The organism is Aequorivita viscosa (genome assembly GCF_900106795.1).
Lineage (GTDB): Bacteria > Bacteroidota > Bacteroidia > Flavobacteriales > Flavobacteriaceae > Aequorivita > Aequorivita viscosa.
This window is the reverse complement of record NZ_FNNS01000002.1, coordinates 13,841-40,668: the sequence shown is the minus strand read 5'-3', so window position 1 is coordinate 40,668 and position 26,828 is coordinate 13,841. Positions and strand designations below refer to the sequence as shown.

Sequence of the window (26,828 nt, the reverse complement as noted above, 5' to 3'; positions counted from 1 at the left end):
AATGAATTTATTTTTTCGATAACCGACTAACGGTATAAATAATCCAAAGTGCTATTCCCACGAAAAAAAGTGTGTATTCTTTTTGGTTTTCTTCGAAGCTCGGATTTTCAAAATTAAATCCAGTTATTGCGAAAACAACCGTCAATAAAATTACCAAACTTAAGTAGGTGGTTTTTCTCACGTTCGAGCAGGATTATTTTCCTGTTTTAAAGTTAAAAGGAACTGTAAAATGAATATCGCGTGGTTTTCCAGCCATCATTCCGGGTTTCGCCATTTTTGGAATTGCCATAATGTTTCGTTTGGCTTCTTCTTGAAGGGCTTTTGTGCCTCCTGATACTTTCTTTACTTCTACCAATCCTTTTTTGTTGATAACGAATTCAACTATAACCTTTCCTTCCTCATTTCGTTTATAAGCTTCGGGAGGATATTTAAAATTTTTCGAAATATGAGCCGTTAATTTTTGATTAAAGCAATTATCGCGCTTCGTGGCATTTCCACTTTCGCAACCTGGCCAAATTGGACCTATCTCTTTAACAGTAAGTTTGTTTTTGTCCACAGAACCCCATTCTTGGGTAAACCCAGTGATAGAGGCGAAAAGGAATAGAGCGAGGAGAATTTTTTTCATAGTTGTTTTCTTAATTCGTGAAGGTAGCTTACACTAAAACTCTTTATTCTCAAATAAATTGTACTATCAATTGGCTATGAATAGAAACCTAAATAGCTACGGCTCCTTTTATATGTGGATGCGGGTTATAATCTACCAGCGTAAAATCGTCAAATTTGAAACTAAAAATATCTTTCACTTCAGGATTGAGCAGCATTTTTGGCAATGCTCGTGGTTCTCGAGAGAGTTGAAGTTTTACTTGGTCGTAATGATTGCTATAAATATGAGCATCGCCGAAAGTGTGAACAAAATCTCCCGCTTCGTAGCCACATACCTGAGCCATCATCATTGTGAGTAGGGCATAGGAGGCAATATTAAAGGGAACGCCCAAGAAACTATCTGCGCTGCGTTGATAAAGCTGACAAGACAGTTTTCCGTCGGCAACATAAAATTGAAAGAAAGCGTGGCAAGGTGGAAGCGCTGCCTTTCCGTTGGCAACATTTTCGGAAAAAGGTTTTGAAGTATCGGGCATTACGCTCGGGTTCCACGCACTAACTAACATTCTGCGACTATCTGGATTTGTTTTTAGCGTTTGGATTATTTCAGAAATTTGATCTATTTCTTCACTGTTCCAATTGCGCCATTGATGTCCGTAAACTGGGCCAAGATCGCCATTTTCGTCAGCCCATTCATTCCATATACGCACTCCGTTTTCTTGAAGGTATTTAATGTTTGTATCACCATTTAAAAACCAGAGCAGTTCGTATATAATAGATTTTAGGTGTAGTTTTTTGGTGGTAACCATAGGAAACCCTTCGCTAAGATCAAAACGCATTTGATATCCAAAAACACTTTTGGTGCCAGTTCCAGTTCTGTCTTGCTTTTCGGTTCCGTTCTCGAGAACGTGTTTAAGTAAGTCGTGGTATTGCTTCATAATACATTCCTGCGAAGGCAGAAATCTCTTTTTGGTGGAACATTTCTTTAAAAATCGAAAATATGAAATAATGCGCTAATTTGTAATGGAAGCAATTAATGGATATTAAAAGTTACTAACAAACGCCATTTAAATTCCTGACTACACAGGGATATTACCCAATTATCATTCCCGCTATAGTCGCCGAAATAAGTGAGGCAATTGAACCACCTATCAACGCTTTCATTCCAAATTTTGAAAGGGTTTTACGCTGCCCTGGTGCCAAGGAGCCTATTCCGCCAATTTGTATTCCGATGGAGGCGAAATTGGCAAAACCGCAAAGCATATAGGTTGCCATAATGATACTCTTCTCGTAGTTGAGGTGAAGTTCATTGCTCACATTTTTTAAATCGGCTAGCTGTATGTATCCTACGAATTCACTTGCAACAAGTTTTATTCCTAAGAGCTGTCCCATCATCGATATATCTTCGCTTGCTACTCCAATTAGCCACATTAGCGGGGAAAAAATAGTTCCGAGAATAGACTCCATTGAAAGACTACTGTAAGCTGAATTTGCCGCTACCCAACCATTGATGGTTGTAACTTCGCCAATCCAACCTAGAATGCCATTAATCATTGCAATAAAAGCTACAAACACCAAAAGCATAGCCCCTACGTTTACGGCAAGTTTAAGACCTTCGGTAGTTCCGTTTGAGATGGCTTCCAGAAAGTTAGAGCCAATTTTTTCTGAAGAAACTTTTACGTCGGTATTAATAGGTTCGGTTTGAGGGTAAAGTATTTTAGAAATTACGATTGCTCCAGGTGCTGCCATTACCGAAGCTGCTAAAAGGTGTTTTGCAAATGTCAATCGAAGCACTGGATCGTCTCCACCGAGGAAACCGATATATGCTGCGAGTACCGCACCAGCTACTGTCGCCATCCCACCAATCATAACCAAGAGGATTTCGCTCTTGTTCATTTTTTCTAAGTATGCTTTAATTAGCAGCGGGGCTTCGGTTTGTCCTAAAAAAATGTTTCCAGCCACGCTTAAACTTTCAGCTCCCGAAATGTTTAAAAGCTTTGTAAGTAGCCATCCCATTCCTTTTACTAATATTTGAATAATTCCGAAGTAAAAAAGGACAGAGGTTAAAGCTGAAAAGAAAATAATAGTAGGTAACACTTGAAGCGCAAATATAAAACCATACGAATTTATGTCTAGCATTCCTCCAAAAAGGAACTCACTTCCCGCCTGGGTGTATTCTAGCACATTTACAAATAGCTGGCCAATGGTTTCGAACCCGCTTTTAATGAAATCAACTTTTAGTACGCCAATGGCAATTACCATTTGAAAAAACAAGCCAATGCCCACGGTTTTCCAATTGATTGCTTTTCGGTTTGCACTGAATAAGAAAGCAATGAATATAAGTGAAAACATTCCTAAAACTCCCCTCCATAGGCTCTGAAGTGAGAACCCTTGGCTCGGTACAATTTGCGACGAATCGCCTACGACCATTGGAATAGTTTCAACTTTGGCTTCCGGGGTTTTTAAAACATAATTGAGCGTACCTCCTGAGAGGGCCATGGTGCTGTCTGTTAGTTGAGAAACTCGAAAGCTTTTAGTGCCTTCTTTTGGTTGATTAAGGAATAAAACCAAAAGGTCGTCTTGATAAATATAGTCGCCAGTAGCTTTTAAGCTGTCTCTTGCAGATAATAAGAATTCGAATGTTCCGTCTTCGAGTTTAAAGTAATCTTCTGTTGGGTTAATTGTGAAGATGGGAAGGCCTCCTTTATCCTTTACTTCAGAAAATTCCCAGTTGTTCTCGATGCTTTGCCCAAAAACATTTCCGAAGATGAAAAACGTCAAGGTTACAAGTATAAGTTTCTGCATACACATTCCTATAAAATCCGAAATTTTAAAACTCATTTTAAACTATTTAACAGCTAACTATTTGAATTCGATTTATTGTCTTTTAGAAATTTCATCTCGCACTCTTGCTGCTAATTCGTAGTTTTCGTTTTTAACGGCTTCATCGAGCATTTTGTTGAGCTCTTTAACGCTTAATCTACTATAGTTTTCTTTGGATGAGGTTTCTGGTTCTCCCAAAATTAAATCTTCTAGTACCGATTCTTCTTGCTTAGAAACTGATTTTGGAGCAGGTGTGGTTTTTAAAAATATTCCCGCTTTGTCTAAAATGTTCTTATAGGTAAAAATAGGGGCGTTAAATCTAAGCGCTAAAGCAATGGCATCACTTGTACGCGCATCAATTATTTCTTCAATTTTATCCCTTTCACAAATAATACTCGAATAGAAAACGCCATCTACAAGTTTGTGAATGATTACTTGTTTTACCACAATATCAAATCGTTCTGCGAAATTTTTAAATAGATCGTGGGTTAATGGCCGAGGAGGGGTAATATCTTTTTCTAAAGCAATGGCAATAGATTGGGCTTCAAAAGCTCCGATTACAATGGGAAGCTTGCGTTCGCCGTCTACTTCATTTAGAATTAGTGCATATGCGCCGTTTTGTGTTTGGCTGTATGAAATTCCTTTTATGGTAAGCTTAACTAAACTCATTTTTTTTAGTAATTCGGTGTTCCGTGTCTGTAGTCAGTTTTCAATAATTGATGTGTTGCAAAATACTGAATTATAAAAGTAACGATTATAAAACAATAAGAAAAGGCTGTTTAAATTAGGGCGTTTCCTTGATTTAAACAGCCTTTTATTGAGGCACAAATTAATAAAATTATACGGGCTTCGGTACGATTTGTTTTATTTTTCAAAAAAAACAAACCAAGCTGCCGCCTTAGGCTTATTGTGGTTTGATTTGTCCAGAAATTAACCACTCAGCTATTTTAGCTTTTGGTTATTTATTGCCAATACAAATAAACAATTGCCAAGCAAAAGATTAGTTATTTTGTGCTTTAAATGCCTTTAGTTTCTCGTTTAATTGAGGGACAATTTCGAAAGCATCACCAACAATTCCATAATCTGCTGCTTTAAAGAACGGAGCTTCAGGGTCGTTGTTTATTACCACTTTTACTTTTGAGGAATTAATTCCAGCTAAATGCTGAATTGCCCCAGAAATACCAATTGCAATATAAAGATTGGAAGCTACTGGTTTTCCGGTTTGTCCTACGTGCTCACTATGTGGACGCCAACCCATATCACTTACTGGTTTTGAGCAAGCTGTTGCTGCACCTAAGGTGTTTGCAAGATCCTCAATCATTCCCCAGTTTTCCGGTCCTTTTAAACCACGCCCGGCTGAAACAACTATTTCGGCATCGGCAATAGTAACTTGGTCGGTCGCTTTATCTACAGAAACGATTTCCATATCAAAGTCGTGCGCATCCAAATTTGGTGAAAACGCTTCGTTCGACATTGAAGTTTCACTTTCTTTTAAACCAAAAGTGTTTTTTCCTAAACCTACTATTTTCACTTCGGTTTTAATTTCTGTATGAGCAAAGGCCTTGTTTGTAAATACGCTATGCTTCACTTTAAAAGGCGAAGTTCTTTCTGGAAGCGCTACAACGTTTGGTACAAATCCAGCATTCAAATCGACTGCTAAGGTTGGAGCTAGAAACTTACTGTTAGCACTAGAAGTTAATACTATTACCTTTGCATCTTCGTTTTTAGCAGCCTGTGCAATAGCATCTGCGTAAGCTTCGCCATTAAATTTGTTTAATTTATCATCGGAAACCTCCAATACTTTAGAGGCGCCATACTTGGCTAATTCGGAAGTGTTATTCGCGTTAATGCTAATCGCAGTGACCGAAGTCCCCATTTGATCGGCAATTCCTTTAGCGTACGATACTGCTTCTAAGGCAATCTTCTTTATTACTCCTTCTTCTGATTCGGTATATACTAAAACTGACATATTTTTTAGTTATGAGTTATGACTTATTGAGTTAAGAATTCTAAACTCTTTTTTTAAATTAAATAACTTTTGCTTCGTTATGCAGCAGGTCTATAAGTTGATCTACATTGTCAACTAATTTAACTTGACCTTTAGGCGCTGGTTTTTCAAAGCTAACTGTAGCGGTTTCGGCGCTAGCATCCACAGGTTCTTTTACTGTTAAGGGTTTTGTTCTAGCTTGCATAATTCCGCGCATGTTAGGAATGCGTAAATCGCTTTCTTCAACAATTCCTTTTTGTCCACCTACAACAAGCGGTAAAGAAGTTTTTAAAGTTTCTTTTCCACCGTCGATCTCGCGGATAACAGTTGCTTTGTCGCCGTCTACTTCAAGCCCAATGCAAGTGTTTACAAAGTTGCTTCCAGTTAGTTTTGCAAGTATTCCTGGCATCATTCCTCCGTTGTAATCAATAGATTCACGGCCAGCGATTACTAGATTATACCCGCCTTCTTTAACTACGTTGGCAAGTTGTTTGGCTACAGAAAAACCATCGGTGGCTGGTGTGTTAACTCGTATAGCTTCATCGGCACCAATTGCTAGTGCTTTTCTTAAAGTTGGTTCGGTTTCTGGCCCTCCAACATTTACAACGTGTACTACGGCACCTTGTTTTTCCTTGAACCACATGGCACGTGTTAAACCAAATTCGTCATTTGGGTTTATCACAAACTGAACACCGTTGGTGTCAAATTTTGTGTCGCCATCAGTAAAATTGATTTTTGACGTCGTGTCCGGTACGTGACTTATACAGACTAATATTTTCATTTTTAATATGATTTTGAAATATGAATATTCGACAATATATTGCCCATTAATGGGTTAAAACTTTTTGCATAATCATGATTTTTTGTTGTGGCAAAGATTATGCAGATGCGAAGTTAAGCATATTTTAGCTTTTATTTGCTATGCACGCATAACAAATTTAGGTTTTAATACAAAATTGTATGACTAAACTTTAAATTGACTTGATTGGATTTAGTTTTATGCGAAACACTGTTTTTTTTCCTGAGTCTATATTACTCCCGAAGCTGGAATGTTCTGGCTTTTTTAGATTCTAAAATAATTTTTTATAAAAAGTGTGGAGGGAGCTATTTTTTGAATCGCTGCTTGTTGTTTATAATAAAAAACCCCTCTGAAAATTAACTTCTCAGAAAGGAATTTCAGCATTTGGCTAATTATAGGAAGGATAGTAGCTCTTCCAAATATCTTAAATTAATAATTCATCCTGGATTGCAGGAGTTTCTATTTTAGAGATGAACAATACTGCAAATTTAATTATGGACTTTGCGCTATCGCTAACTCGAAGTTTAAGACAAACTTAAATTATAACTCAAGTGCTTTCAACCTAGAATTAGTATTTGGTGTATATAAATTAGTATTTGGTAAAAAATTAAAAAATATGTAATTGATAACCAAATACTAACTTAAAGCTACTGAATTCTAAAAATGTTCAAAATTTTATAATGAGAATGGTATTTTAGCTAATTGATGAAAGCCCTCTTTGTAATAGCGTTTTGTTTTTTAACTTATTTAACTCCGTTGAATGGGCAAATTATAGCCGATTCAATATCGGATATGGTTTCATTGCTTAATCATAAAGATGTTAAAGCACTTCGAACCAATTTGGAAACTACTTTTGAAGAGATTCAAAATGAGAGTGATTGGAGCGCTTATGACTCCACTTATACTACCACAACAGATTCTGCAGTTTGGTTAAAATTCCAAATTGAAAATCAATCCAAAGACACTATTCACAAATATCTTTACAGTATAGATCAGTATACTACTATTTTTCAGCAAATAGATGCGGGTTATAAAAAATTTAAAAACGGTGCCTACGTACCGTTATCGCAGCGTGCCAATAAATCTTTTGACCATTTTACAAAACTGAGTTATCCGCCTTTTACACAAACACAATTATACGTGCGGTTAAGTGCTTATAACATAAGGTTTGGTAGTATTATTCCTGCTATTTATGCAGAAAAAGCATTTTGGGAATACACTTGGAGTGACTATAACTATCAAAAAAACTCCATAGCTTTTATTTATTTATATCTCATTTCGCTTCTAACCATAATAGTTTTTACGCTTGTATTTTGGTATTGGCTTTATGAAAAACTGTACCTGTTTTACTTAGGTTATTTGTTTTTTCAATTAATCTATGGTTTTATAGTGCTAGGAAAAACGTTGGCGCCAGTAGGTAATTTCTTTCTTTATAATCCAAAGTTAGCGGCCAATTTATCCGAGCCCGTGCAGTTTGCCTTTATCGGGTTTTATATTTTTTTCATTTTACACCTGCTTACAGTAAAAAAATATGACAAACTATTAGCTAAGGTCCTAAAGTATTTAGGCTTAACCTGCTTTTTATACGCCATTCTTCGCTTTATTTTCAGTTACTATTTTTATAATCCAGAGTTAACGCTTGTTATTTTTAATGTTGTTCGGCTTATTATCCTGCCTATAAATTTCATTTTGATAATCTGGATATTAATTAAAGTTAGGCATCCATTATTAGTGTATTTCATAATAGGCCAATCCTTCTTTTTTGTAGGGGCATTACTCGCTTCCTACCTTGGTTCTTTTACTACAGAGTTTCCGATAGCAATGCTTGAGTTTTATCAGGCTCCTAATATTATTTTTCAGATAGGCTTGTTGGCAGAGGTTTATTGCTTTTCTATAGCTCTAGGACAAAATGTATATATACTTCAAAAAGAAAAAGAAAAAGCAAATAGAGAGCTTATTGGGCAATTGCAGGAAAACCAGCTTTTGCAAAAAACAATGAATCGAGAACTAGACGAAAAGGTGAGTAAAAAAACATCTGAACTCATTCAGCTGTATTCGCAACTTGAATTAGAAAAAGAAGAAAAAATTAAAAACGCCTTTTCTCAGAAATTGAAGGAAACAGAAATGATAGCCCTACGCTCTCAAATGAATCCTCACTTCATTTTTAATAGTCTTAGTGCGATAAAGCACTTAATAATGACGTCCAGCAACGATGCTGCCACCGAATATTTAGATGATTTTTCTACATTGCTTCGCGGGATATTACAAAATAGTAATAGACAAGAAATAACTGTAGAGGAGGAGCTGGAAATTTTGGAAGTGTATCTTTCTTTGGAACGAAATAGAATGGGGCCTGGTTTTATTTACACGATAAAAGTGACCTCTAGAGAAGCGCTTTCACAATTTAGTATTCCGCCTTTGCTATTACAACCTATAGTCGAAAACGCAATTTGGCACGGACTACAACCCAGTTTGAAAGCAAAAAAAGAACTAACGGTTACTTTTGATACTACTGATAATTTAAAAATTATTATTGAAGACAACGGTATTGGCCGAAAGGAAAGTGCAAAGAAGAAAAAGCTGCACCAGTCTATGGGAACAAGTATTGTTCAAGATAGAATTTCGTTGTTTAACCATTTAAACGACTACGGAATTCACTATAAAATTACCGATTTAGAAGAAAATGGAAATCCTATGGGAACAAGAATTACCCTAACCTATCAAAACTGAGTTATGATAAATATAATTATAATTGATGATGAAGCACACTGCATAAACGTGTTAGAAAATTTAATCGAAAAAGTGCATTCAGATTATAAAATATCGGGAGTTTTTACCAATCCATTAGTAGGGTTGGAGTTTATTAAAAACAATCCGCCAGACTTGCTTTTTTTAGACATAGAAATGCCAAACCTTAATGGGTTTGCACTATTAGACAATCTACTGCCAATAGATTTTGACGTTATATTTACCACTGCCTACCATCAATATGCAATTAAAGCATTTAGATATAGCGCAATCAATTATTTGTTGAAACCAATTACAGAAAAGAACATCGTAAAAGCGTTATCAGATTGGGAAAAACGAAGAAAAAAAACAAGTGCCGCGCAATGGAAATTACTTCAAGATCATTTAAAAGATGAACAGAAAAACTGTTCTCAAATTGCCCTGCCGACAGGTGTAGGCTATAAAATTGTAGAGATTCAAAATATTGTTCGATGTCAATCAGATAGTAACTATACCAATGTCTTTTGTCAAGATGGAAATAAGGTGTTAATAAGTAGAACTTTAAAAGAAATTGAAGAGCTTTTGTCGGAACACGGCTTTATTAGGGTACATCAATCTCATTTAATAAACCCCAAGTTTGTGCAAGGAATTTTAAGACAGGATGGCGGGAGCTTAATCATGCCGAATGAAGTCGAAGTCCCAGTTTCTAGACAGAAAACCAAGCAAATCAATGAAATTTTGGAAACCATGCTTCGGTTTAAGTAGCTAAATAGCGATTGTTACACACTTACAATTACTAATTATGAAGCTTTCAAAAACGTAATTCCACAACCGTAAACTAAAAACTTCACAATTAAATTTTTAAGTGCAATAGCAATTATAATCTTGTAGCGAGCAACCGAATTCTCATCCAAACCTACTATTTGCTAATTAGCATTTGAGGGCTATTTATATTTCGTATAAATTTGTATATTCATCTAAACTACTATAAATCAACAATTATGAAAAAAACATATATTATTTCCTTGACAACAATACTTCTTCTTTGTTTTGTTGCTCCTGTCCAAGCGCAGCGAGGCTTCATTAAGCGAAAAATACAAGAGAAAGTCGAAAAAGACATGAGGGAAAAACACGCAGAACCTCAAAAAGAGAAAGGGAAAAAAGCGTTAGAAGATATTACCTACGAAAATGACACTCGTTATCCCGTTCCAGAAAACCCAGTTCAAGCAACCCTTGTAATGCAAATGCAATCTTTTAAAAAGAATGGAAAGCTTGATGAAACCAACACAACCAAAATGGTTTTTGGTGATACCGGAGAATGCCTTATAATGAATGAAGGCGATAAAAATGAAAGTCGCATGTTATTCGATTATAAAGGTGCAGCCACATATATGATTAATGAAAAGGAAAAAACCGCCATGAAAATGCCGATGATCAACTTTCAGAAAATGGCTGAAGGAATGGCAAAAGGAATGGGCGATATAGATGAAGATGCAGGCCAATGGGAACGCACTAATGAAGAAAAACACATTAACGGCTATAATTGCCGTAAATATGTCTATACCAATCCAAAAGAAAAAACCAAAATGGATGCTTGGGTTACCGAAGAAATAAGTTTAGATCTAAGCGGAAATCACCTTTTTGGAGGCCAAATTCGAGATTTTTCGACAGATTCAAACGCTAACTCTGATGCTGAAGTAGATGAAAACTTCCCAAGAGGAATGATGATCCGAAGCGTTTTCTACGAAAAAAACAGAGATAAACCTAGTATGATTATGGACATTATAACGTTTGAAAAATCATTCGACTCTAAATATTTCAATCTTGAAGATTATGAAATAAATGATATTCTTAATAAGCTTTAAATCGTAAAATTTGAATAGCAAGTATTCGGAAAACAGTTTCAATAATTGGAGCTGTTTTCCGATTTTTTTTTAACTATTTTCTAATACTACTTCTCTTACATGCAAAATTGCGTTTATTATAAATGGCTATAAATATTAAATCGATTTCAAGATTACGACGTTCTTTGGAAGTGCCAAATAGTTTTAATTTACTTAATTTAGCATTCGAAAAACCGCTATATGAAGCTATTAACAACTGTTTTCTTTTGTTTCTTATTTATTATCGTTTCTGCGCAAAAAATAACGTTGCAAGAAGAAGTAGATAAATTAAAAGCACAAATAGAAGTAGAAGGAAATAATATTAAAAAGCTGCAGCTGCTCAATGAGTTAACCGGTGTTGTTCGGGATGAGAAAAGCTTCGGGTTCGATTCCATTGCCCGCATAACGATTGATTATGCTATAAAATTAGACTCGTTTAATATGGCGGCGCATCGTGCTTCACAGTTAATTTATTTTCACAATAATATTATAGGGCAACCCGAAGAAGGAATTGAAGTTTTCAACAAATACTTTAATACGCTAAAAGGCAAAATAACCAATAGACGACTAGCAAGCCTTTACATAGATTCTGGCGATAGCTTTACCTTTACCGGACAAATAGAAACAGCTTTAGCGCAATACGATAAAGCCTTGGAGTATGGGCAAAAAGCAGGGAACGAACTGGTTATGGCGTTTGCACATCTCTACAAAGGATACATTTATTCTGATGAGGGAGATTTTACCAAAGCTTCCCAATCATTTCAAGAAGCTTCAACAGTATTTAATAAAGCCAAAGACACTTTTAATATAATTGCTTCAAAAAATGCTTTGGCAATTTTGTACAGCGCAAATGGTTTTATTGATGAAGCACAGATAGAACGAAAAGAAGCTATCTCGCTGGCAGAAAGCATCAAAAGTTATGGACAGCTTACTTCGCTTTATGTAAATCAGGCATACGATAATAAAAAACAAGGTTTTGAAGAAAAACGAATTACTCATCTTTTAAAGGCTGAACAGGCAAACAAAAAATCGAAGTATTTTGATAATCTAAATCCTGTACTCCTTACTGAAATTATAAAAGCATACGCCGAGAATGATAGTCTCGAAAAGGCAAGAGTATACCTGCAAGAATTAGAAAAAAATCCAAAGGATACCGAAGGGGTTTTTGAGCCACATTATTACGGTGCGTTAAAAAAAATAGCCTACGCCGATCAAGACTACCTAAAAGCACTAAATCTAGGAACCAAGCACCTGGATATGCTAACAGAGTTAAATAAAGTTCTTGAAATTAATATAGCGCGGTTGTTTTTAGTAGAGGTCTACGATAAATTAAACCGGCCCGAAATGGCTTTTGAGCATTATAAGGTGTATAATAGAATAAAGGACTCTATTCAATCTGTTCAAAAAGCAAATAGCTTTGCATAAACTCATTATATAAGGGCGGTACTTATATAGGTGAAAATCTAAAAAACAAGCTTCAATATGAAGCAAGTCCAAACTCAAATATTGAAAAACTTTCAGCTACCGAATTAAAAATATTAAAAAACATAAGTAACAATCTCAACAGCAGTCAAATAGCAGAAACATTATTTATTTCGAAACGAACGGTTGAAAAACACCGAAGCAATATTATTAAAAAATTAGAAATAGATGCCACACAACAAAACGCACTATTTGTTTGGCTGCAACAGCATCCTAATATTTTCAATACGTAAGGGTACGTATTTTTTTCAAGTATAATATTTAATAATATTGGAGCCTTAAAATAAAGGCACACTATTATTACACAGGTAACATATTATCGGCCTATTAATTATTGGGTAACAAACGTGGTATTTCTGGCTTTACCAAAAGGTGAAAAATACACTTTAAAACCCGATGGATTTAGCTATATAGTTTATTCAGTTAATTCGTCTTGTGCTTTCTATTATAGGCCTTTTTTACATTAAATTACCCTAACTTCAGAGGTAGCTTCAAAATATTATATTTTCATTTGTCGTCCAACTTATGTAGGTAGACTCATAGAAAATAAACTTCTTACCTCGACAAAATATTCACTTCAGTTTTTTTTGAATCAATTAGAATCAGAAAAATTTAGAAATATTTATCCTTCGGTTATAGATAGTATTTTATGTCATCTACACTTTAATAATGGAGACGCATCTATCGACACTTTGAAAAAACGATATCATTGTACTAGTGCATATATTAACAACAGTTGTAAGTATTTTCTAGGACTCACCTTCACTCAATATCAAGGTATTCTATTAAGTAATACGTAGGTCTACGTATTGTGAGTTTTTGGCTATGGTTTTAATTTAGAGCCCTAAAACAACAAACATTCAGACTCGTGAAAAATTTACAATTTTTTCTATTAGGACTACTTATTACCACGTTTTCGTGGCAAGGAACAGCGCAGACCTATTGTACTTCGGAAGGTGCGGATAGGGAATATGAGTACATTACCAATGTTACTTATGCTGGAATAAACAATACCACTAATATACATTCAGGGTATAACGATTTTACCAGCCAAATAGCCACGGTAGAGACGGGTGGTGTAAATCAGATGTCAGTCAGTATTCAATCTGATTCGATGGACTATATTCATGCTTTTATAGACTGGAATCAAAATGGAACACTAGATGATGCCGGAGAAGTATATACTATTGCTTCTAACACATCTAGCGGTGGACCGCACACCATTTCAATTACTGTTCCTGAAAATGCAGCACTTGGCAACACGCGCCTACGTGTACTAGTAATTTGGGACAATGCTACCCCAAATCCGTGTGGAGTGTTTGATTACGGAGAAGTAGAGGATTATACAATAAATGTTTTATCCCCGAGCTGTCCAACACCTTCAAATATGTCGGCTTCAGCAATTACAACCAGTACAGCTGATTTAAATTGGACAGAAACCGGTACTGCTACTGAATGGGACGTTGTGTACGGTTTGGCAGGTTTTGACCCGCTTACCGAAGGCACGACCGTTACCGACAACGATGGTACTCCTGGAATCACAATTTCTGGGCTTACTTCGGGCAGTATCTATCAATTTTATGTAAAAGCTATTTGCGGTATTGGCGATGAAAGCTCCTTAGTCGGGCCTATTTCATTTTCTACACAATGTTCACCAGTATTAGCACCGTGGACTGAAAACTTTGAGGGTGGTAACGTTGGGAATGTTGTAACCAACGATTTTTTCTGTTGGAGTCAAGTGTATGAAACCACCCCCGCCTTAAATTGGTTATTGATTGGCTCTAACGACGATGGGGGTATAATGCCACATAGTGGGTCGTTAATGGCTAGCTTACGGAACCAAGACGTGGGTGAAAAAACAAAGCTGGTTACACCTGAATTAGATTTAACGGCTCTCAATACCCCACAACTCACCTTCTTCTTTGCCAATGTAGATTGGTCGCGTAATCAAGATGAATTAAGGGTGTATTACAAAAGAAGTGTTATGGATGTAGATTGGACACTTATTCCAGAAGCTGTATACACTACAGAACATGCTGTTTGGGAAGAAGTAAACTTAACACTTCCCAATGCTATCGGTGCTACAGATTATGTAATTGCATTTGAAGGCACTGCCAACTATGGTTATGGAGTAAATTTAGATGATATCTCTGTTGAAGAAGGTCCAACTTGTTTTAAACCTTCATCATTAAATGTTACAGAGATCACAGATGTTGCAGCAGACGTTTCATGGACTCCAGAAGGAGCGGGAAGCTCGTGGATTATTTCTTGGGGAAGCCCAGGGTATAATCCTGAAATGGGTAATATAGGCACAGCTACTTCTGCTGTTGCGTCTTACCAAATAACAGGATTAACTACTGCAACTAATTATGACGTATATGTCAAAACCAACTGTGGAGAAGGCGACCTTAGTAGGTGGGCTGGTCCTGTAAGTTTTAAAACAGCTTGTGGTACGTTAGATTATATGGATGAAAATTTTGATTCCTATGCAACTGGAGAAGTCGTTCCCGATTGTTGGGATAGAATGGTCCCAGATAACGCGGGGATTCAATTAATATTGGATTATGAACCAGCATCTACACCTAATCACATGCTACTAGTGACGGAATTTTCTAGAAATCCTATCATTGTAGTACTTCCTCAATTTAATAATATTGCTGATGGTACACACTGGTTACGATTTAACGCAAAACATATTATTGGCTCAAGCACACCGCCGGGCTTACTTAAAGTTGGTTATGTTACGGATATAGAGGATAACGCAAGTTTTGTTCTATTAGAAGATGTCATTATTACAAATGAAAATTATACACTTAACTCAGAACATTCAATAATCATTCCTAATACTGTTCCTGCTAACGCGCGATTAGCAATTACAACTAATAATGATAATATTACTTATTTTATCGATAACGTTTATTGGGAAACCATCCCTACTTGTTTTAAACCAAAAGATTTGTCTGTAACAGGAAAATCAGAAACAACTCTCGACATTGAATGGATTGAAGGTGCTTCGGAAACTGACTGGAATATTTCTTGGGGAACTCCTGGATATACACCAGGCGATGTAAATGAATTGGGTACAAGTACAGTAACCAATACATCGTTTCAAATTACTGGATTGAGTTCAAACACAAATTTTGATATTTATGTGAAATCTGTTTGTGGCATTGGCGACGAGAGTATTTGGTTGGGTCCTTTATCCGATAAAACGGAGTGTGGCGTGGCTACCATTCCTTTTTTAGAGAGCTTTGAAGATGGTTTTGAAAATCAAACTCCAATTGCAAATTGTTGGTTGCAAGAATCCATAGAAGGACCTGAATACTGGGAAGCCAATGTGTTAACAAGTTTTAACCGTACCCCTAGAACTGGAAGTTTTAATGCAACACTGTATTATACTAACACAGACTGGTTATTTTACCCGGTACAATTAGATGCGGGTATAACCTATAAGTTAAAATTCTTTGCGCGACAGGATGCAACATCACTCACAACCATTGAGGCAGCTTATGGAGTTGCACCTAACGAAGCAGCCATGATAAATCCTATCATTGCGCCTAGTAATGTTATAGATGGTGATTATCAAGAATTCTCTGGTACTTTTACTCCTAGTACAGCAGGCACTTATTATTTTGGAATAAAAGGGACTATTGGTGATTCTGTTATTTCATATCTTTCATTAGACGATATAAGTTTAAAAACATATCAACCAGAACTAGAATATTTTATTACAACTTGGACCACCACAACCCCAAACGAATCTATTATCATTCCTACCAATTCGTCTTCAACATATTTATACGATGTAGACTGGGAGTATAACGGAAATTGGGAAACAGGGTTTACAGGCGATGCTTACCATACCTACGCTGAGCCAGGCACTTATACTGTTGCAATACGAGGTCAATTCCCTAGAATATTTTTTAATAATTCTAGCAATAAAGACAAAATACAATCTATTGAACAATGGGGAGATATTGCTTGGGAATCAATGCAAAACGCCTTTACAGGATGTTCTAATGTAGTCTATAATGCTACAGATGCCCCCGACCTTTCTTCGGTGATATCAATGTACGCTATGTTTGATAATGCATCATCTTTTAATGGAGACTTAAGCACTTGGGATGTAAGTAATGTGCTAAATATGGAGTTTTTGTTTTATGAAGCGTCATCTTTTAATGGAGACATTAGTACTTGGGATGTTAGCAATGTTACAGGAACGTCTCAAATGTTTATGTATGCCAGTTCATTTAACGGAGATTTAAGTGGCTGGGATGTCAGCAGCGTTACCGAAATGGGTTCTATGTTCCATTCCGCTTCTTCTTTTAACCAAGACCTTAGTAATTGGGATCTGAGCAATGTTACCAAAACGTCTTATATGTTCAATGGAGCTTCAAGCTTTAACCAAGATATTAGTGCTTGGAATGTTAGTAACGTAATTAATATGGCTTATATGTTTAATGGGGCTTCAAGTTTTAATCAAGACCTTGGTACTTGGGATGTTAGTAATGTTTTTGTTATGAACAATATGTTCGCTAATTCCGCCCTATCCACTGAAAATTACGATTCATTGCTGCAAGGGTGGAGCAATCTAAACTTGCAAGACGGAGTGGAATTTAGTGTAGGCAGTACACAATATTGCTATGGCCAAGCGGCACGCGCCTCCATAATAAGTAATTATGGATGGAATATTACCGATGGCGGGCAAAACTGTGGTGCATGTTCGAGCATTACCGAATATTCTGCTGCTGGCTGGAATAACGGAATGCCCGATAACACGATGATTGCTGTTTTCCACGATGATTACAACACCACCTTAGGAAGTCTAGATGCGTGTAGCATTCAAATAAAGCCAGGTGTAACTGTAACAGTTTCTGAAGGAACCACCATTAAAGCCGCACATGAAATACATATTGAAGGAGACCTTGTTTTCCTGAGCAGTGCCGCGGGTAATGGAGAATTGGCAGCAATGGAAGCCACCTCAACCATTATAGGCGAAGCCACCGTGCAGCGCTATATGAAGAACAAACGCTCCTACCGAATGGTAAGCAGTTCGGTTACTACTTCAACTTCCATCCACGAGAACTGGCAAGAAGGAGCTACTAGCAATACTGACAATCCAAACCCAGGCTTTGGAACACACATAACAGGAAGCACCACAGACCAAATGAACGGTTTTGACGGCACTATCACAGGAAATCCTTCTATGTTTAGTGTAAATGTTGCTACCCAAATGTTTGAGGCAATTGCAAACACCGATGTAAATACCTTGACCGCTGGTGATGCATATCTGTTGTTTGTACGCGGCGACAGAAGTATTGATTTAGGAAATGATTTTGCCGCTGGCCAAACCGTGCTTCGTGCAACGGGTTCGTTAGTTACTGGCACTCAAACTCAAAACTATGCAACTTCCAGTGCAGGGGATTTTGTGATGTTTGGTAACCCTTACCAAAGTGCGGTAAATTTAAATAGCGTGTTCGCTGCTTCAACCAATCTGAATACGGGGCACTATTATGTTTACGATCCAACCCTTGGCGACCACGGAGCCTATGTTACGGTAAACCTTCCCGCTGGGACGAACACTTCAGGTTCAGGAGCCAATCAATATTTACAGCCAGGGCAAGGAGCACAAATTCCGGTTTTAGCAGCAGGAGCAGCTTCAGTAGTGTTTAATGAAAGCGATAAAACCCCAGGGCAGTTTACTTCAACCAACCGTCCCGTGATGGCAAACGATATGTTGACCGTGCAACTGTTCACTACCGAAAACTTCAACAGCGGAGGCCCAGTACACGATAGCTTCGGAATTGTATTTGCTGAAGGAAACGAAAACGGGATAACACCAGCAGATGCCATAAAACCAATGAACTTCTATGAAAACATAGGTGTAAACAACAACGGAACCTACTTAAGCATCGAACAAAGAGCGTTGCCACAAGCTGCTGAAGTGTATCCAATGTACACAACAGGTTATACAAAATCTGATTACACTTTAAAGGTGGTAGTAGACGGTCTGGAAGCTAGCTTTTTATACCTAGATGATCATTTCACTGGCACAAGTACCTTACTGGAAACTGGAGAAAATTCTTACAGCTATACAGTTGACGCTAACGATGCGTTGAGCATTGCAACCGACCGTTTCTCAATTAGAACAGCGCAGCGTTTAGGGGTTGACGACAATAGTTTATTGACTGGTATTAGATTGTTCCCTAACCCGTTGAATGGAGATACCTTCTACATCCATGCACCAAAACTAAGCGGGGAGCAAGTAACAGTTAGCGTTAGCGACCTTGCAGGAAGAACAATTTCCGAGCATAGCTTACACTGTCAAGCAAACACGGTTACAGTGCCAATGGCTGAAAACATTGCCTCTGGGGTGTATCTGGTAACGTTAAAACACGGAGAAGCGTCGAATACGTTTAGGTTACTAAAAGAATAAAAGCCGAAGCCTAAAAATGCTTCAAAGAACGGAAACATTAGTTTAGGTTAATGTTAGTTAGTCAGTTAGTTAAGATGAAAAAAGAGCCTGTAATGGGTTCTTTTTTTGTTTTATTCGAATTAAGTTTTAGAGGGAGTGGTTTCGGAACAATTTAGTCTAGCACTCTCAAAATCGTTTTGTTTTCGCCAAGATAGAGGGTTAGTATTCACAAAAATCCACCACCATTCTCCCACATACCCCTCTCCATTCCCTCATCTTTTGCACGTTTTTCCCTCTAACTTTGTTCGAGATAGGTTCGAGATTCCTTCGAGAAACCTTCGAAAAATCCGCGTTTTTACGAATATTTCTCGAACAATCCTCGAAGAACCCTCGAACAAATAAAGAGCAAGCATAGAGTAATCTCCGCAATAAAAGCGGTGAGTCCTTGTTTTTGAGAGGGTTACTTGTTAAATTGCATAATCCAATATAACTTCTAAAGCTTAGAGTGTTATGGCAATACAGGCAGACAACATCTTTGGTACATTTTCGGGCCGAGTGGGGCGGGTTGTGGGTGTTACTTGGCGTGGAATGGCAGTGTTGCGGATGGCACCAGAAAAATCAAGTAAAAAGCCGTCGCCAGCCCAAGTGCTGCAACGTGCTAAGTTTAGTGCGGCTATGGGGTTTCTCAATCCCATTAAACCATTTCTTGCCAAACGTTTTGGGAAAATGGAAGGTGCCAAAGCTCCGTTCGACCTAGCGCTTTCCTATCATTTACGGGAAGCAATTCGAGTAGAAGGTAACAACTTGCAGATAATCTATCCCAAGGTGTGCATCAGTAAAGGGCATCTAAGAGGGGTTGAAGGTGCATCGGCAGTTGTGGAACCCAATAACGAGCTTACGGTGGAATGGACTGATAATTGTGCGCAAAGTTTTGCCAATCCAGACGATTTGCTCACGATTGTGCTCTATGCGCCAAGCAGTAGTGAGTTTTACTTCTTTGAGAATATCGCCCAGCGCCAAGACACAAGCGTACAACTCCCCCTCCCCGATAAAGCGGTGGGCGTAACAGTTTATTGTTGGGCTACCTTTATAACGTTTACGGGGGAATTCGCGGCGACAAGTTGCTATATTCCAGTGGAGAACCCACACCTATAAAATGATATAAAATCATTGCAAGCGTCAAACTTTTTCAGATTTGTTAAAAGTAAGGATTTGAAAAGTACTTACAAATGTGGTGGCGAGCGCAGTCGAGATCTAATGGTAGGTTTAAAAATTAATATCACTGACTTCCCTCAGCCTAACAGAGCTATGAATATTATTACTTTTAATAAGCCTGTATTTTTTGATGTAGGTATATCTGTCTGCGATTGATTCTTTAGGCAAGAATGGAGCTACAATTGCAATTGAAATCTTCCTTTGGGCACTTTAAAAAAGGACAATCGGCATCTTAGGCACATTGTTTTACTCACAATAACAGTATTTACTCTTCGTATTACATAAAAATACAGTCCTAAAAATGGCTTATAAACCCCTGTTAATTCTGCAAAAATTAAGTTGTAACGCTTTTGTAACGCTGTTTTTTTATATACAGCCCATAATTATTCCAATTTTACTTTGTAAAGAACCCTAATACGATTTTTGGGCATGTACCTGATTTCAATAATGAGTTTGATTTGATACTCATGTGCTTTGGCAAAAGCAACAAGTCCAACTCAAAGAGATTGATAATGGAGGTTAGGCAATTAAGCAAAAACGAATGGATTTTAAAACTCAAGTAATATGAAAAAGCAACATGATCACAGCATCGGTTTATCTACTGCGACATATATGGTAGTAATAGCCAGTAAAAATGGGCAGGTGTTGCGATTAAAGGTTAAGGAGTAGAGATTAGTTATGAGTTCAGGGTTCAGAGTTTTGATGAGACAAGGGTTTAATGCCTGGAGAAAAGGAATGAGCACTAAGCCTTTTAACCTCAAATCAAATTAATATATAGATGTAATGTTTCGGTTTACAAATTTTAATATTCAATTTCCATTTAATGGGCATCCCTAAGTGTCCTATATGATCTTCTAGTTAAACACACTTTAATATGAAGAAAAGCTATCCTATAATTGTTTTTTAATTACTGAAACTTGTCTGTCGTCAGACAATATAATAGTAGCAACATTAATGCTGAATCAATAATAAAATTATAACGTTATGAATAAAATTATATTTCTATTAACACTATGTTTCGCTAGCATCCAAGGCAGCGCACAAGAAGAAGATTATTTCATTACCACTTGGAAAACCGATAATGTTTCCGCTGGATCCTCAAACGCAACCTCTATCACCATCCCGATTGGGGGATCAGGCACCTATAGCTATGAGGTGTCCTGGAAGAACGATGGAAACTGGGTATTTGTTTCGGCGCCAAACATCACCCATGATTACGGAATTGCTGGCACATACACTGTTGCCATAAGAGGCGTTTTTCCGCAAATAATTTTTGGCGGCGGTCAAGGAGATCACCAAAAAATATTGTCCATAGAGCAATGGGGCTCCAACCCTTGGAGCTCAATGAATGGCGCTTTTGCTGGCTGTATTAATCTAGTTAGCAATGCAACGGACAGTCCAGACCTTACAAACGTTACAGATATGTCCTATATGTTTTGGATGGCTAAGTTATTCGATCAGGACATTGGCAATTGGAACGTTAGTAGCGTGACCAATATGTCTTACATGTTATATAATGCTCAATCATTCAACCAAGATCTTGGAAGTTGGGACGTGAGCAACGTAACCGATCTGGAATATATGTTTATAAACACCCCGCTTTCAATCACTAATTACGATGCGCTACTAAATGGTTGGAGCAGCTTGACTTTACAAAACGGGGTAGTTTTTGATGCTATCGGACTCCATTATTGCAGAGGTGAGGCCGCAAGGACACATATAATAAACACCTTTGGGTGGACTATTGACGATTATGGACTGTCGTGCCCTAGCACAGAAAATTTTATCACCACTTGGAAAACCGACAATCCGGGAACCTCCAATACCACTTCTATCACTATACCCACCACAGGTACTGGATATAATTATGATGTGGACTGGAACAATGATGGTGTTTTTGATGATTTTGGGGTTACAGGAGACGCTACCCACGATTATGGAACAGCTGGCACCTATACCGTTGCCATAAGAGGTTATTTTCCTCGTATCTATTTTAACAATTCGGGGGACCGAGAAAAAATAATGTCCATAGAACAATGGGGACCCAACCCATGGAGCTCGATGGAGCGTGCTTTCTACGGCTGTAGCAATTTAGTTAACAATTCATGGGAATCCAATCCGAACTTCTCAAGGGTGTCTGATATGTCATATATGTTTGCAGACGCTACTTCATTAAACCAGCACACCTATTGGTGGAATGTGAGCAATGTGACCAATATGTCCAATATGTTTGCAGGTGCTACTGCATTTAACCTAAACATGAACAATTGGGATGTAAGCAATGTGACCAATATGTCCAATATGTTCGATTCTGCTACGGCATTCAACCAGAACCTTGGTAATTGGGACATTGGCAACGTGACCGATATGCAAGATATGTTTTTAGGAGCCACACTTTCAGGGTCCAATTACGACGCCACCTTAATAGGCTGGGCAACAGACAGCAGCGGAACAGCAGATGATGGTGTTGATGATATTCCAAGCAATATTACATTTAATGGAGGCTACAGTTCTTATTGTCTTGGTGAGGCAGCCAGAAATAATTTAACAAACGGCAATGGCTGGGAAATTTTAGACAATGGACAGGTTTGTCCGAGCAACTATTTTATAACTACCTGGAAAACAACTTCAAATGGCGAAAGTATTACTATCCCAACTTTTCCGGGAGAAACATACAATTATACCGTGGATTGGGGCGATACTAACAACACCGCGGGTCATACTGGTAATGCAACTCATAACTATGTAACGGCAGGAACTTATACCATTAAAATCTATGGGAATTTCCCCCGCATCTATTTTAATAATAACTATGCTAGTGACCATTTAAAAATACAGTCTATAGATCAATGGGGCACCAACACTTGGAGTTCTATGAACGGAGCTTTTTATGGTTGTGATAATCTAATTAGCAACGCAACAGACTTTCCAGACCTCTCTATGGTTACCAATACGGCCTATATGTTTTCTGGGGCATTGAAATTCAATGGAGATCTTAGCAATTGCGACGTTAGTAACGTGACCGATATGTCATTTATGTTTAATGATGCGAGACTGTTCAATCAAGATATTGGCAATTGGGATGTAAGCAATGTGACGAATATGTCAAACTTGCTTAGTTATGCTTATAATTTCTCTCAGGATCTTAGCTCCTGGGACGTAAGTAATGTAACCAATATGGCTCATTTGTTTGAGTATGTTTACCAATACAACCACGATCTTGCCGATTGGAACGTGGGCAACGTAACCAATATGAGCTCAATGTTCAGAGGTGCAGAAGCATTTAATCAAGACATTAGCAACTGGAACGTGAGCAACGTAACCGATATGTCTTATATGCTGCAAGGTGCAGGTTCATTTAACCAGGACATTGGTAATTGGGATGTGAGCAACGTAACCAATATGGCTGCTATGTTTACCAGTACCGGCGCATTTAACCAAGACATTAGCAATTGGGACGTAAGTAATGTGACCAATATGTCTTATATGTTCGCTTATAGGGGTATAATTGATCATGATTTTGGCAAGTGGGACGTGAGCAACGTGACTAATATGAATGCTATGTTTTTCTCTTTTGGATCTGGTGGCCTAACAACAGAAAGTTACGATTCACTATTAATTGGTTGGAGCAAATTAACCTTGCAGAGCGGGGTAAGCTTTGGTGGAGGTATCAGCACCTACTGTGCGGGCGAGACCGCAAGAGCTACTATTATTAACAACTTTGGTTGGACCATTACCGATAACGGGAAAAACTGTCTTAATCTTTGCGGAAGCCTGACCGAATATACCATAGCCGGAGGCTGGAATAATGGCTTCCCAGATACTAGCAAAATGGCTGTCTTTATAGATGATTACAATACCAATCTTGGTAGCATAGATGCCTGTATCATACAAATTAACCACGGTGCTACTTTAACAGTATCAGAGGGAACTACAATTAGAGCTGATAAAAACATAATTATAAATGGCAATCTTGTTTTTCTTAGTAGCAATACTGGAAATGGAGAACTTGCATCCATGAGCGCAGACGCCATTGTTGTTGGTGATGCTACAGTACAGCGCTATCTGAGTTCGAGACGCTCCTACAGAGTAGTTAGTTCTGCTGTAACAACCACCACCAGTATCAACGCAAACTGGCAAGAAGGAGCAAATAATACAAGCACAGACTATGGAAGTAACCAAGACCCTAACCCGGGCTATGGAACACACATTACAGGTAGCACTATTGGGGAAAACGGTTTTGATGCATCCATTGCCGGGATTTCATCTATGTATACGGTTGATGTTGCCAACCAAGAGTTTCAACCAGTTGCCAACACTAATGTGGGCACGCTTAGCGCAGGTCAAGGGTATTTATTGTTTATCCGAGGAGATCGTAGTATTGATATGGCCAACAGTATGGCTCCACCCACCGAAACAGTGCTTCGAGCTACAGGTCAGTTGATGGTGGGCGACCAAAGCCAAAACTTTACATCTCCATCAGACGGAGCAATTGTTCAGTTAGGCAACCCCTACCAAAGTGCGGTAAATATGAATGCGGTACTAGGAGCTTCAACCAATGTGAACCTCAACCAATATTATGTATATGACCCGGCCCTTGCCGACTATGGTGCTTATGTAACATTGACACTACCTGGCGGTACAAATACCTCCGGCTCGGCTACCAATCAGTTTTTACAGCCTGGACAAGGTGTGCAGGTAGCAAGCCTTACTTCTGGGCCAGTTTCTGTTGTTTTTCACGAGGCTGACAAAACCCCAGGAGAGTTTACAGCTACAAATGCAACCGGCAATACGATGGTTGCCGACGGAATGGTAATTGGTCAACTGTACACCTTAGAAAACTATAACAACGGTGAATCAGTACACGACAGTTTTGGAATCCTCTTTGCAGATGGAAATAGCAATGCCTTAACCCCAGAGGATGCTGTAAAACCAATGAACTTTGGAGAGAACCTCGGTATTGACCACAATGGGAAGTATCTGAGTTTAGAAAGAAGAGCGCTTCCAGAAGGCGGTGAAAACCTCCCATTGTTTATCAATGGCTACCAACATACCAATTATACTCTGAAGATGGAGCTAAACAACTTGGAAAATGTCGCTATCTATCTTGATGATTATTTCAATGGAACAAGCACTCTTTTAGAGCAAGGAATTGTTGCCTATTCATTCTCAATAGACCCTAGAAATCCTGAGAGCATAGCTTCCGATAGGTTCGCATTAAATGTGGGCGAAAGACTAAGCGTAGACGATAACGGTTTGCTATCTGGAATAACCCTATACCCTAACCCAATGGCAGACCAAGTAACTTTGGGTAATCCAAAAAACGTAACGCTTGAGAACGCTTCTATTTATGACATTACAGGAAGATTGATTAAAACAGTTGACCTTACAGGAGTAACTCCTAAAACAATAATCGATGTATCTACGCTATCTAGTGCTACTTATATAGTGGTAATTAACGGCAAAGATGGACAGGTGTCGCAATTGATGGTTAAAGAGTAGGAGACCTGAAAACTGGTGACCGAAGCCGGGCACCTTTACTGAAGATTGAAATTTAAAATCCGAAAACCCTTCTTTCACTTTGTGCTCGGAGGGTTCTTTTTGTTACGTGTACCTACCAGACCTTACCTCCAGCCCGCCTGCTTCGCAGCCATTTCTCCCTGAAAAAGTGAGAAAAACATGTTGTTAGCTCGATTTTGCTTTCTCATAAAGTTATTTATTCACACTAAATCTCTACGGGTGTTGCTCGGGTCTTCTCCATACTTTCTTCGGATAGGGATGCTTTTTTGAAAAAAAGAACAGGGTACATACCGCTCAACAGTAGAAGAAAACCGGAAGGAGACTGCTAGGAACACACGACATGCAGTCGGCATACGGATTTGAATAATGAGAGGGGTTTTTCGCCTTAAACCATTAAAACCAATTAGTTATGGCTTCTAAGAACAATTTTCCACCTATAATAGAAAAGTATAACGTAATTAACTACTACATTCAGGATGGCAAGCTGCGACAACGGAGAGCTGTGAGTGGATTTACTTTCGGCAGTATAAAAAACAATCCAAATATGACAGGAATTTGCAAGGTATCCAAGAGTACGCGCTTTACAGTAAGTTCAAAACGAATTTTAAAGAGGCACTATTTCCATTTCTTAGTGAGCTGAAGAATGGAACTTTGCTCCGGCGATTAATGAAACTTTTTATGGGCATTAAAACTTTGAATGAAGTTCCTGAGATACAGCGAACTGAGGGAAACGGACTGTGTTGTGATGCCACTGGAAAATGCTGAAGGAATCAAATTTACCACTGGCGCTTCCTCAGAGAATATCCTTGGATCATCTGTTATTCTAGATACGGAAACAGGAACATTAAAAGCCATCCCTTTTTGCTCCCAGACGAGTAAAATTTCCGAAAGGAAACACGCGCGCTAGCCCTGGAAGTCTCAGAAAAACCCAACAAAGGCCAACAGGTTGTTAGAGTAGTTAAAATACAGTTATTCCAAAAGACGAATAATCGCTTTGATATATTCATTGCCAAAAGGGCTTTAAGGATTGGGATTGTTTAAGTTTTGTGGTTTCAACTTGCTTTCCCAACTTAAATCCAAGAACATTTTGACCCAAACCGATTGGGTGGAATACCAAAATTTGTTTGAAGAGGTTTATCCGGATTTCTTCCCTTCCCTCCTCGCTTCTTATCCGGATTTGAGCCAAGCGGAAATACGCTATTTGTGTTTAGAAAAGCTACAATTAACAAACAACGAGATGGCTTTGGTATTAGGGGTTTCTGCAAATACGGTGCGCGTGACGAAGCACCGCATTCGAAAAAAACTCAATATAGAAAGTCAACAAGAAATGGAAAAACTCATTCAGTCTTTAGAAAAGAGTTAAGGTTTGGGATGATG

The 26,828-nt window shown here is 38.1% G+C and carries 17 protein-coding genes; 11 read left to right on the top strand and 6 right to left on the bottom strand.

Going from position 1 to position 26,828, the window contains the following annotated elements; translation table 11 throughout:
* Nucleotides 1–193: 193 nt before the first annotated feature.
* The 6 genes from BLW28_RS01135 to BLW28_RS01110 form a co-directional block, all read right to left on the bottom strand.
* Entirely contained in the window at nucleotides 194–625 is a 432-nt protein-coding gene (locus BLW28_RS01135; RefSeq protein ID WP_073213590.1) for an energy transducer TonB, read from the bottom strand.
* An 88-nt stretch (nucleotides 626–713) separates the two neighbouring features.
* Nucleotides 714–1,538: a thymidylate synthase gene (locus tag BLW28_RS01130; protein WP_073213589.1), complete on the bottom strand. Its 825-nt coding sequence runs from the start codon at nucleotides 1,536–1,538 to the stop codon at nucleotides 714–716.
* 154 nt (nucleotides 1,539–1,692) lie between these two features.
* On the bottom strand, nucleotides 1,693–3,405 hold the full coding sequence (locus tag BLW28_RS01125) for a NupC/NupG family nucleoside CNT transporter (protein ID WP_073214025.1): 1,713 nt from the start codon (nucleotides 3,403–3,405) through the stop codon (nucleotides 1,693–1,695).
* 72 nt (nucleotides 3,406–3,477) lie between these two features.
* Nucleotides 3,478–4,092 (bottom strand): bifunctional nuclease family protein, encoded by a 615-nt coding sequence (locus tag BLW28_RS01120; protein ID WP_073213587.1) that lies wholly within the window; start codon nucleotides 4,090–4,092, stop codon nucleotides 3,478–3,480.
* Between the two features lie 331 nt (nucleotides 4,093–4,423).
* Nucleotides 4,424–5,392 carry an electron transfer flavoprotein subunit alpha/FixB family protein gene (locus BLW28_RS01115; RefSeq protein ID WP_073213585.1) on the bottom strand — a complete coding sequence of 323 codons (969 nt, stop codon included), beginning with the start codon at nucleotides 5,390–5,392 and terminating at the stop codon, nucleotides 4,424–4,426.
* Between the two features lie 58 nt (nucleotides 5,393–5,450).
* Nucleotides 5,451–6,191, bottom strand: coding sequence for an electron transfer flavoprotein subunit beta/FixA family protein (locus tag BLW28_RS01110; RefSeq protein ID WP_073213583.1), 741 nt, complete (start codon nucleotides 6,189–6,191; stop codon nucleotides 5,451–5,453).
* A gap of 723 nt (nucleotides 6,192–6,914) precedes the next feature.
* On the opposite strand from BLW28_RS01110, the gene BLW28_RS01105 reads away from it, so the two are divergent.
* The 11 genes from BLW28_RS01105 to BLW28_RS01060 all read left to right on the top strand — a co-directional run bounded on the left by BLW28_RS01105 (nucleotide 6,915) and on the right by BLW28_RS01060 (nucleotide 26,814).
* A complete protein-coding gene (locus tag BLW28_RS01105) occupies nucleotides 6,915–8,939 on the top strand; it encodes a histidine kinase (protein WP_073213575.1) in 2,025 nt (674 codons plus the stop codon).
* 3 nt (nucleotides 8,940–8,942) lie between these two features.
* The gene (locus BLW28_RS01100) at nucleotides 8,943–9,701 is read left to right on the top strand and encodes a LytR/AlgR family response regulator transcription factor (RefSeq protein ID WP_073213572.1); all 759 of its coding nucleotides are present in this window, start codon (nucleotides 8,943–8,945) and stop codon (nucleotides 9,699–9,701) included.
* A 236-nt stretch (nucleotides 9,702–9,937) separates the two neighbouring features.
* Nucleotides 9,938–10,801: a DUF4412 domain-containing protein gene (locus BLW28_RS01095; protein ID WP_073213569.1), complete on the top strand. Its 864-nt coding sequence runs from the start codon at nucleotides 9,938–9,940 to the stop codon at nucleotides 10,799–10,801.
* A 219-nt stretch (nucleotides 10,802–11,020) separates the two neighbouring features.
* Nucleotides 11,021–12,244 (top strand): tetratricopeptide repeat protein, encoded by a 1,224-nt coding sequence (locus BLW28_RS01090; RefSeq protein WP_073213568.1) that lies wholly within the window; start codon nucleotides 11,021–11,023, stop codon nucleotides 12,242–12,244.
* A complete protein-coding gene (locus BLW28_RS15935; RefSeq protein ID WP_083540641.1) occupies nucleotides 12,241–12,534 on the top strand; it encodes a response regulator transcription factor in 294 nt (97 codons plus the stop codon). Before BLW28_RS01090 ends, BLW28_RS15935 begins: the two co-directional genes overlap by 4 nt.
* A 635-nt stretch (nucleotides 12,535–13,169) precedes the next feature.
* Nucleotides 13,170–18,737 carry a BspA family leucine-rich repeat surface protein gene (locus tag BLW28_RS01080; protein ID WP_092842518.1) on the top strand — a complete coding sequence of 1,856 codons (5,568 nt, stop codon included), beginning with the start codon at nucleotides 13,170–13,172 and terminating at the stop codon, nucleotides 18,735–18,737.
* Between the two features lie 489 nt (nucleotides 18,738–19,226).
* Nucleotides 19,227–19,871 (top strand): DUF6266 family protein, encoded by a 645-nt coding sequence (locus BLW28_RS01075; protein WP_073213565.1) that lies wholly within the window; start codon nucleotides 19,227–19,229, stop codon nucleotides 19,869–19,871.
* A gap of 1,044 nt (nucleotides 19,872–20,915) precedes the next feature.
* Entirely contained in the window at nucleotides 20,916–25,433 is a 4,518-nt protein-coding gene (locus BLW28_RS01070) for a BspA family leucine-rich repeat surface protein (RefSeq protein WP_073213563.1), read from the top strand.
* Nucleotides 25,434–25,860: 427 nt separating this feature from the next.
* Nucleotides 25,861–26,091, top strand: a complete 231-nt coding sequence (locus BLW28_RS15560; RefSeq protein WP_143036817.1) for a hypothetical protein — start codon at nucleotides 25,861–25,863, stop codon at nucleotides 26,089–26,091.
* A gap of 57 nt (nucleotides 26,092–26,148) precedes the next feature.
* Nucleotides 26,149–26,358, top strand: a complete 210-nt coding sequence (locus BLW28_RS15555; protein ID WP_143036816.1) for a hypothetical protein — start codon at nucleotides 26,149–26,151, stop codon at nucleotides 26,356–26,358.
* Nucleotides 26,359–26,538: 180 nt separating this feature from the next.
* A complete protein-coding gene (locus BLW28_RS01060) occupies nucleotides 26,539–26,814 on the top strand; it encodes a helix-turn-helix transcriptional regulator (RefSeq protein ID WP_143036815.1) in 276 nt (91 codons plus the stop codon).
* The last annotated feature ends 14 nt before the right edge of the window (nucleotides 26,815–26,828 follow it).